Origin of the sequence: Flavobacterium agri (assembly GCF_013401995.1) — a bacterium.
In the GTDB taxonomy this organism is placed as follows: Bacteria; Bacteroidota; Bacteroidia; order Flavobacteriales; family Flavobacteriaceae; genus Flavobacterium; species Flavobacterium agri.
This window is the reverse complement of record NZ_JACBJI010000001.1, coordinates 452360-459254: the sequence shown is the minus strand read 5'-3', so window position 1 is coordinate 459254 and position 6895 is coordinate 452360. Positions and strand designations below refer to the sequence as shown.

Here is a 6895-nt window from a genome sequence, read left to right as displayed (position 1 = left end):
CACATCTCACATCTCACATCTCACATCTCACATCTCACATCTCACATCTCACATCTCACATCTCACATCTCACATCTTACATCTTACATCTATTACAAATCAAAACTTAATCCGTCATCCGCAAGCCATACGCTTTCAAAAACAGTATTCGCCTCTTCGCGGAATTTCTCTATCGAATCGTAACGCGTCGAATAATGACCAAGCAACAGCGTCTTCACATCGGCGAGTTTTGCGATCGTCGCTGCTTGGATGGCCGTCGCGTGCATCGTCTTATGCGCCAGTTCGGCCTCCGATTCCAAAAAAGTCGACTCGTGATATAGCACATCGACGTTCTTCACGATCGGGATTATTTCCTCATTATATATAGTATCCGAACAAAATGCGTAGCTCTTGGGCGGAACCGGTTCAAAAGTAAGCTCCGAATTCGGGATGATACGGCCGTCGTCCAACGGGATGTCTTTTCCCAAAACGATATTGCGATAATACACCTTGTCCACACCGTAATTTTCGGCAGCTTGTGCATTGAGTCTTCGGATTCCCATCTTTTCGCGGAACAGGTAACCGTTCGTATACACGCGATGCTTTAGCGGAATCGTATGAACCGTCACTTTATCGTCCTCGTAAACCAATTCGCTTTCGGCCGACGTCAACTCATGGAAATACAAATTGTAACCCGTGAACGAATTGGCGAGCCTGAGTTGCAGCAAAATGATCTCTTTTATGCCTTTTGGCCCGTAAATGTGCAGATCGGCCGTGCGATTGAGCAACGTAAACGACGAAACCAATCCGATAAGCCCGTATAAATGATCGCCGTGAAGGTGCGAAATGAAAATGTGCTCGATTTTCGAAAACTTGATCTTGTTGCGCCTGAGTTCCACCTGCGTACCTTCGCCGCAATCGATCAGGAAAAGGCGGTTCTTGATTTCGAGAACCTGTGACGTCGGATTGGTAAAAGTGCGTGGCGTGGCGGCATAACAGCCAAGTATGGTCAGTTTCATCGGAATTATCGGTTCAAAAACCCAAGTCGCGCTCGATCTCGTCCATTTCGATCATGTCGTGGGCTTCCTGCAGTGTCGGAACGATCACAAGTTTGTCCGAAACGCTGTTGAAATCGACATCGGCAATGATTACGAAAGACTTCTTCCCTTTTTTGTGAGCTTTCGAAAGTGGCAGGAACGCATTGATTTGCTTGACCGAAATATCGGAATGCTTCGAAATGTCTACGATAAGGTTTTGCTTCTCGAACGTTTTGTGTTCGTGCGTGAGTTTCATCAGAAAAGCCGTGATATCGTCCTGATTGTCCTTAATGATACAGATATTGCCTTTGTTCTCGCATTTCATGGCGCGCTTCTTTGGTTACTCACAAAGATAGCAAGACAGTGGCAGATGGCGGTAGCTGATCACAGAAATTGTGAGGTGAAAAATATCCGAATAAAAAAAGGACGCAATCGCATCCTTTTATATAGTCAACCCATGTCTGGATTTCGATTACTTAATCTTCGAAGCGAGTAAATAAATCACCGCCATACGAACCGCGACCCCGTTTTCCACCTGATCCAAAATCAGAGATTGTTGTGAATCGGCCACGTCCGAAGTGATCTCTACGCCTCGGTTGATCGGTCCCGGGTGCATGATCACGACTTCCTTGTCCAAAGAATCCAAAAGCTCTTTCGTGACGCCGTATTGTTGGGTGTATTCGCGTGTGGTCGGGAAATAACTGAAATCAAGGCGTTCGTTCTGTACGCGCAGCATATTGGCTACGTCGGCCCATTCCAAAGCCTTTCTCAAATCGGGTTCAACTTTTACGCCAAGCGATTCGATGTATCTCGGAATCAACGTTTTCGGTCCGCACACTTTCACTTCGGCACCTTGCATCTGCAAAGCGTAGATGTTCGACAAGGCCACGCGCGAGTGCAGAATATCGCCCACGATCACGACCTTCTTCCCGCCTACTTCACCCAATCGTTCGCGGATCGAGAATGAATCGAGCAAACCTTGCGTCGGGTGTTCGTGCGCGCCGTCGCCCGCATTGACGATCGAAGCCTTTACGTTCTGCGAAAGGAAATACGCCGCTCCTGGGCTTGAATGCCGCATCACGACCATATCCACTTTCATCGCGAGGATGTTGTTCACCGTATCGATAAGCGTCTCCCCTTTCTTGACCGACGATTGGGCCGCCGAAAACGAAAGCACGTCCGCCGAAAGACGCTTCTGCGCCAATTCGAACGACAGTTTCGTGCGCGTGCTGTTCTCGAAAAAGATATTCGCGATCGTGGTGTCGCGCAAAGAAGGCACTTTCTTGATCGGTCGGTTGATGACTTCCTTGAAGTGGTCGGCGGTTTCGAAAATAAGGTCGATATCGCCTTTGGTGATGTACTTGATGCCTAAAAGATGGTTTACGCTTAACTCGGCCATTCCTTAATTGTTGTTGTTTACCAAATACACAACGTCTTCTCCTTCATTCTCTACCCAATTCACCTTGACTTTGTCGTCGTTTATGGAGTCGACCTGACGTCCGCGATAATCGGGTTGGATCGGCAAATGTCTGCTGAAGCGACGGTCGATGAGTACCAAAAGCTCCACTTCGGAAGGTCTCCCGAACGATTGCAGAGCCGTGAGCGCCGCATTGATGCTGCGTCCGGTATAGAGTACGTCGTCGATGAAAATCACCTTCTTGTTCTCTACGATGAAATCGATTTTGGTCGAGTTGGCTTCGAGCGGTTTCTCGCGCCTGCGGAAATCGTCGCGGAAAAACGTGATGTCGAGATAGCCCAGGTTCACCTGCTTCACTCCGTATTCCGATTCGAGCAACGATTTGAGGCGATCGGCCAAAAACGAGCCGCGTGGCTGGATTCCGATAAGAAGGGTTTGGGAAAAATCGAGGTGCTTTTCAATCAACTGACAAGCCAGGCGATGCAGGATGATATTGACTTCCTTGGCGGTGAGCAATATTTTCTGACCCATAGTGACGTGTTGTGTTCGGGGTGTAAAGTTAGGGATTTTTGCCAGAAAATCGGTCTTCAATCCAAAGTTTAAACAAACACTAATTTCCATCACAAACTTGCCCTGTGAAACTTTCTTGCCTACCTTTAACGCCATGCCTCAAAAACGCAACATATTGTTATCGGATGACGACAACGACGACTGCTCGCTGTTCCTCGAAGCGCTCGAAGAAGTAAAATGCGACGCAGATGTGACCATAGCCCGCGACGGCGTGACGCTTATGCAAGCTCTCGACGCTTCGGCCGATGAAAAACCCGAAGTCATTTTCCTCGATTTGAACATGCCTCGGAAAAACGGTTTCGAATGCCTGCACGAAATCCGGAAGTCGCTTGTATTCGGGCAAATCCCGATCGTGATCTATACGACATCGAACAGTTCGGATATCATCGAGAAAGTATATGAAGAAGGCGCCAATCTTTACATGACCAAACCTTCGTCGTTTTCGCTTCTCAAAAAAACACTGGCTTATGTGTTGTCTTTGGCGCCCGAAGAGTTGAACCGCAAACCCTCACGCGAACGTTTCGTCGTGACTGTCGCATGAGGAATATGGGCAATATCCGCATCAACCGCATACGCGTCATTTTTATTTCCTCGGCCATTTTGTTGCTGTTGCTTTCGGTGCTTTCGTATTGGCGCATCAGCGCGTTGCACAAGACGTCCGAAATGGTCAACCACACCACGCAGGTAAAGCTCGATCTTGAAAATATCTACACTTCTGTTTCGGAAGCCGATTCGGGCCATCGCGGATTCATCCTGACCAAAGATTCCGTTTACATCGACCGTTTCGATCGTACGCTGGCAAAACTCGATGTCCAGATGGACAGTTTGAGCGCGCACATCCACGACAATTATTCACAACGCGCGAATGTGGTCAAACTCAGGGAAATCGTAGACCGACGCATCGATTATATGCACTATCTGCTCAAACAATCGGAAACCAAAAAAATCGAGATCCCGCAATGGCTAGAAGCGCGTAAAATAATGGGGGAACTCCGCGCCCACGTTTCGCACATGAGCACAGAAGAGGACATGCTGTCAAAACTTCGCAGGCGCTCGCTCGACGAGGAAATGCTCATCACGCCTTTGTTCACCGTGTTTCTTACCGTAGCGGCACTTTTGGTGTTGATCGCTTCGTATTTCATGGTAAACCGCGAACTCAACACCTCGAATTTGTTGAGAGACGACCTCGAGGAAAGCCAGTCGCAATTGACCGAACGCAACGCCACGCTCGAGCAGCGCAACAAATCGCTCGACAAAATGAACAAGGAACTCGAGTCGTTCACCTATATCTCGAGCCACGATCTGCAGGAACCGTTGCGCAAGATGCAGACGTTCATCAGCCGAATTCTCGACAAAGACCAGGAAACGTTGTCGGACACCGGAAAAAACTATCTCAAACGCACACAGGATGCCGCCAGCCGATTGCAGAACCTCATTCAGGATTTGCTCGCCTATTCGCGTGTGAACAAGGAGATTTTCCCTTCCAAAAATGAAGACCTATATTTACTTGTGAATGAGGTCAGGGACGAACTTGTCGATGAAATCAATGCGAAAGACGCAAAAATCGAGGTCAAGGGAAACAAGGAAATCAAGATCATCAGTTCGCAATTCCGGCAACTGTTGCTCAATCTGGTATCGAATGCGATCAAATTCACGCCTGCCGACGTCAAGCCGCATATCGTCATCGAAAACCAAATGGTACCAGAAAGCGAAATCCCGGGCGGTCACCAAACGCAAAAATCGTTTTCAAAAATCACGGTTGCCGACAACGGCATCGGATTCGATCCAGCGTACAAAGAGCGTATTTTCGAAGTGTTCCAAAGACTTCACACGCGCGAGGAATATTCGGGTACGGGAATCGGATTGGCCATCGTAAAAAAAATCGTCGAGAATCACGAAGGTTATGTTTTCGCCGACGGAACAGAGGGAAAAGGCGCTACTTTCACGATTTACATCCCATCGTAATTAATAGGAATAATTCTGCAAAAGAAATATCGAATGCTGTAAGGGCAAGGCTTGGGCGTTTTCGGAACTTTACTTCATAACCTTAAACAACTAGCCATGAAACGCTTTTCACTTTATTCGGCATTTGTACTTCTTTGTTCGCTTACTTTGACGAGTTGCGATTTGATCGAGGGGATTTTCAAGGCAGGAATGGGCGTCGGGATTTTTATCGTGATCGCCATACTCGCGGTAATCATTTTCATTATTTCGAGATTCCGGAAATAAAAAATCCCGGCTTGTGACCGGGATTTTTTTATGAATACATTTTCTTCCTGAGTTCCTGTATTTTTGGATCGTCGAGGTAATCGTCGAACGTCATGTAACGATCGATTACCCCTTTTGGAGTCAATTCAAGAACGCGATTCGCCACGGTTTGAGCGAATTCGTGGTCATGAGTGGTGAACAACACTGAGCCTTTGAAATTCTTGAGCGAGTTGTTGAAAGCCGTGATGGATTCGAGATCCAAGTGGTTCGTCGGTTCGTCAAACATCAACACGTTGGCGCGCTGCATCATCATTTTCGATGTCATACAACGCACTTTTTCACCACCCGACAAAACTCTTGCCGATTTCAACGCTTCCTCTCCGGAGAAAATCATTTTGCCAAGGAAACCGCGAACATAGACTTCATCGCGTTCTTCTTCGGTTTTCGACCATTGGCGCAGCCAATCGACAAGATTTAAGTCGACGTTGAAATATTCGTGGTTGTCTACCGGAAGATAGGCTTGTGTGGTCGTGATTCCCCATTCGAACGTACCCGCATCTGCTTTTTGCTTGTCGTTGAGGATTTCGTAGAAAGCGGTCGTGGCACGTGAATCCTTCGAGAAAACCACGATCTTATCGCCTTTGGCCATGTTCAGGTCTACATTTTTGAACAATGTCTCGCCTTCAATCGAAGCCGCCAAATCCTTGATGTTCAAAATCTGGTCGCCAGCCTCGCGTTCCTGTTCCCAAATGATCGCGGGATAACGACGCGACGACGGTTTGATGTCGGCGATATTCAATTTCTCGATCATTTTCTTACGAGAAGTCGCCTGCTTGGACTTGGCTACGTTAGCCGAGAAACGACGGATGAATTCCTCGAGTTCGGCTTTTTTCTCCTCGGCCTTCTTGTTCTGCTGGGCGCGCTGTTTGGCGGCCAACTGACTCGATTCGTACCAGAACGTATAGTTTCCTGAATAATGGTTGATTTTTCCGAAGTCGATATCCGAAATATGTGTACAAACGGCATCCAAAAAGTGACGGTCGTGAGATACCACGATAACGGTATTCTCATAATTGGCGAGGAAATTCTCGAGCCATGTGATCGTCTCCAAATCGAGGTCGTTCGTTGGTTCGTCCATGATCAGCACGTCGGGATTACCGAAAAGCGCCTGTGCCAAAAGCACGCGTACCTTGAGTTTTCCGTCAAGATCGGCCATCATCGTATAATGATAATCAGCGCCGATACCGAGGTTGGAAAGCATCGTGGCCGCGTCCGAATCGGCGTTCCACCCGTTCATTTCCTCGAAACGCACCTGAAGTTCCCCGATGCGGTCGGCGTTCTTGTCGTCGTAATCGGCATACAAAGCGTCCATTTCGGTCTTGACTTTGTAAAGTTCCTTGTTGCCCATCATCACCGTCTCGAGAACCGTGTGGTCGTCGAACATGTTGTGGTTCTGGTTCAATACAGACATGCGCTTGCCCGGCTCGAGGAAAATATTTCCCGAAGTCGGATCCTGGTCGCCCGCGATTATTTTAAGGAAGGTAGATTTTCCGGCACCGTTGGCTCCGATGACACCGTATATGTTTCCGTCCGAAAACACGGTATTCACTTCGTCGAACAACACGCGCTTGCCAAATTGTACCGATAAATTATTTACTGTTAACATCTTGTGTAATGGCTTTTA

Annotated in this window: 8 protein-coding genes; 3 read left to right on the top strand and 5 right to left on the bottom strand. The window is 47.8% G+C overall.

Annotated elements, in window-relative coordinates:
* Positions 1–92: 92 nt before the first annotated feature.
* The 4 genes from HZF10_RS02250 to pyrR form a co-directional block, all read right to left on the bottom strand.
* Positions 93–998 carry a ribonuclease Z gene (locus HZF10_RS02250; protein WP_176004543.1) on the bottom strand — a complete coding sequence of 302 codons (906 nt, stop codon included), beginning with the start codon at positions 996–998 and terminating at the stop codon, positions 93–95.
* Between the two features lie 13 nt (positions 999–1011).
* Positions 1012–1341 carry a ribonuclease Z gene (locus HZF10_RS02245; protein WP_176004542.1) on the bottom strand — a complete coding sequence of 110 codons (330 nt, stop codon included), beginning with the start codon at positions 1339–1341 and terminating at the stop codon, positions 1012–1014.
* Between the two features lie 147 nt (positions 1342–1488).
* Positions 1489–2415 carry an aspartate carbamoyltransferase catalytic subunit gene (locus HZF10_RS02240; RefSeq protein ID WP_176004541.1) on the bottom strand — a complete coding sequence of 309 codons (927 nt, stop codon included), beginning with the start codon at positions 2413–2415 and terminating at the stop codon, positions 1489–1491.
* Positions 2416–2418: 3 nt separating this feature from the next.
* Entirely contained in the window at positions 2419–2964 is a 546-nt protein-coding gene (pyrR, locus tag HZF10_RS02235) for a bifunctional pyr operon transcriptional regulator/uracil phosphoribosyltransferase PyrR (protein ID WP_176004540.1), read from the bottom strand.
* Between the two features lie 115 nt (positions 2965–3079).
* On the opposite strand from pyrR, the gene HZF10_RS02230 reads away from it, so the two are divergent.
* From HZF10_RS02230 to HZF10_RS02220, 3 genes are all read left to right on the top strand, one after another.
* A complete protein-coding gene (locus HZF10_RS02230) occupies positions 3080–3544 on the top strand; it encodes a response regulator (RefSeq protein ID WP_176004539.1) in 465 nt (154 codons plus the stop codon).
* Between the two features lie 5 nt (positions 3545–3549).
* Positions 3550–4968 carry a sensor histidine kinase gene (locus HZF10_RS02225; protein WP_176004538.1) on the top strand — a complete coding sequence of 473 codons (1419 nt, stop codon included), beginning with the start codon at positions 3550–3552 and terminating at the stop codon, positions 4966–4968.
* Positions 4969–5064: 96 nt separating this feature from the next.
* Complete coding sequence (locus tag HZF10_RS02220) at positions 5065–5232, top strand: hypothetical protein (protein WP_176004537.1); 168 nt, start codon at positions 5065–5067, stop codon at positions 5230–5232.
* 28 nt (positions 5233–5260) lie between these two features.
* On the opposite strand, the gene HZF10_RS02215 is transcribed toward HZF10_RS02220, so the two are convergent.
* Positions 5261–6877 (bottom strand): ABC-F family ATP-binding cassette domain-containing protein, encoded by a 1617-nt coding sequence (locus tag HZF10_RS02215; protein ID WP_176004536.1) that lies wholly within the window; start codon positions 6875–6877, stop codon positions 5261–5263.
* Between the last annotated feature and the right edge of the window lie 18 nt (positions 6878–6895).

Coding starts and splice junctions, on each gene's coding strand:
- HZF10_RS02250 (WP_176004543.1), bottom strand. CDS start 998: ATGAAACTGACCATACTTGGCTGTTATGCCGCCACGCCACGCACTTTT.
- HZF10_RS02245 (WP_176004542.1), bottom strand. CDS start 1,341: ATGAAATGCGAGAACAAAGGCAATATCTGTATCATTAAGGACAATCAG.
- HZF10_RS02240 (WP_176004541.1), bottom strand. CDS start 2,415: ATGGCCGAGTTAAGCGTAAACCATCTTTTAGGCATCAAGTACATCACC.
- pyrR (WP_176004540.1), bottom strand. CDS start 2,964: ATGGGTCAGAAAATATTGCTCACCGCCAAGGAAGTCAATATCATCCTG.
- HZF10_RS02225 (WP_176004538.1), top strand. CDS start 3,550: ATGGGCAATATCCGCATCAACCGCATACGCGTCATTTTTATTTCCTCG.
- HZF10_RS02220 (WP_176004537.1), top strand. CDS start 5,065: ATGAAACGCTTTTCACTTTATTCGGCATTTGTACTTCTTTGTTCGCTT.
- HZF10_RS02215 (WP_176004536.1), bottom strand. CDS start 6,877: ATGTTAACAGTAAATAATTTATCGGTACAATTTGGCAAGCGCGTGTTG.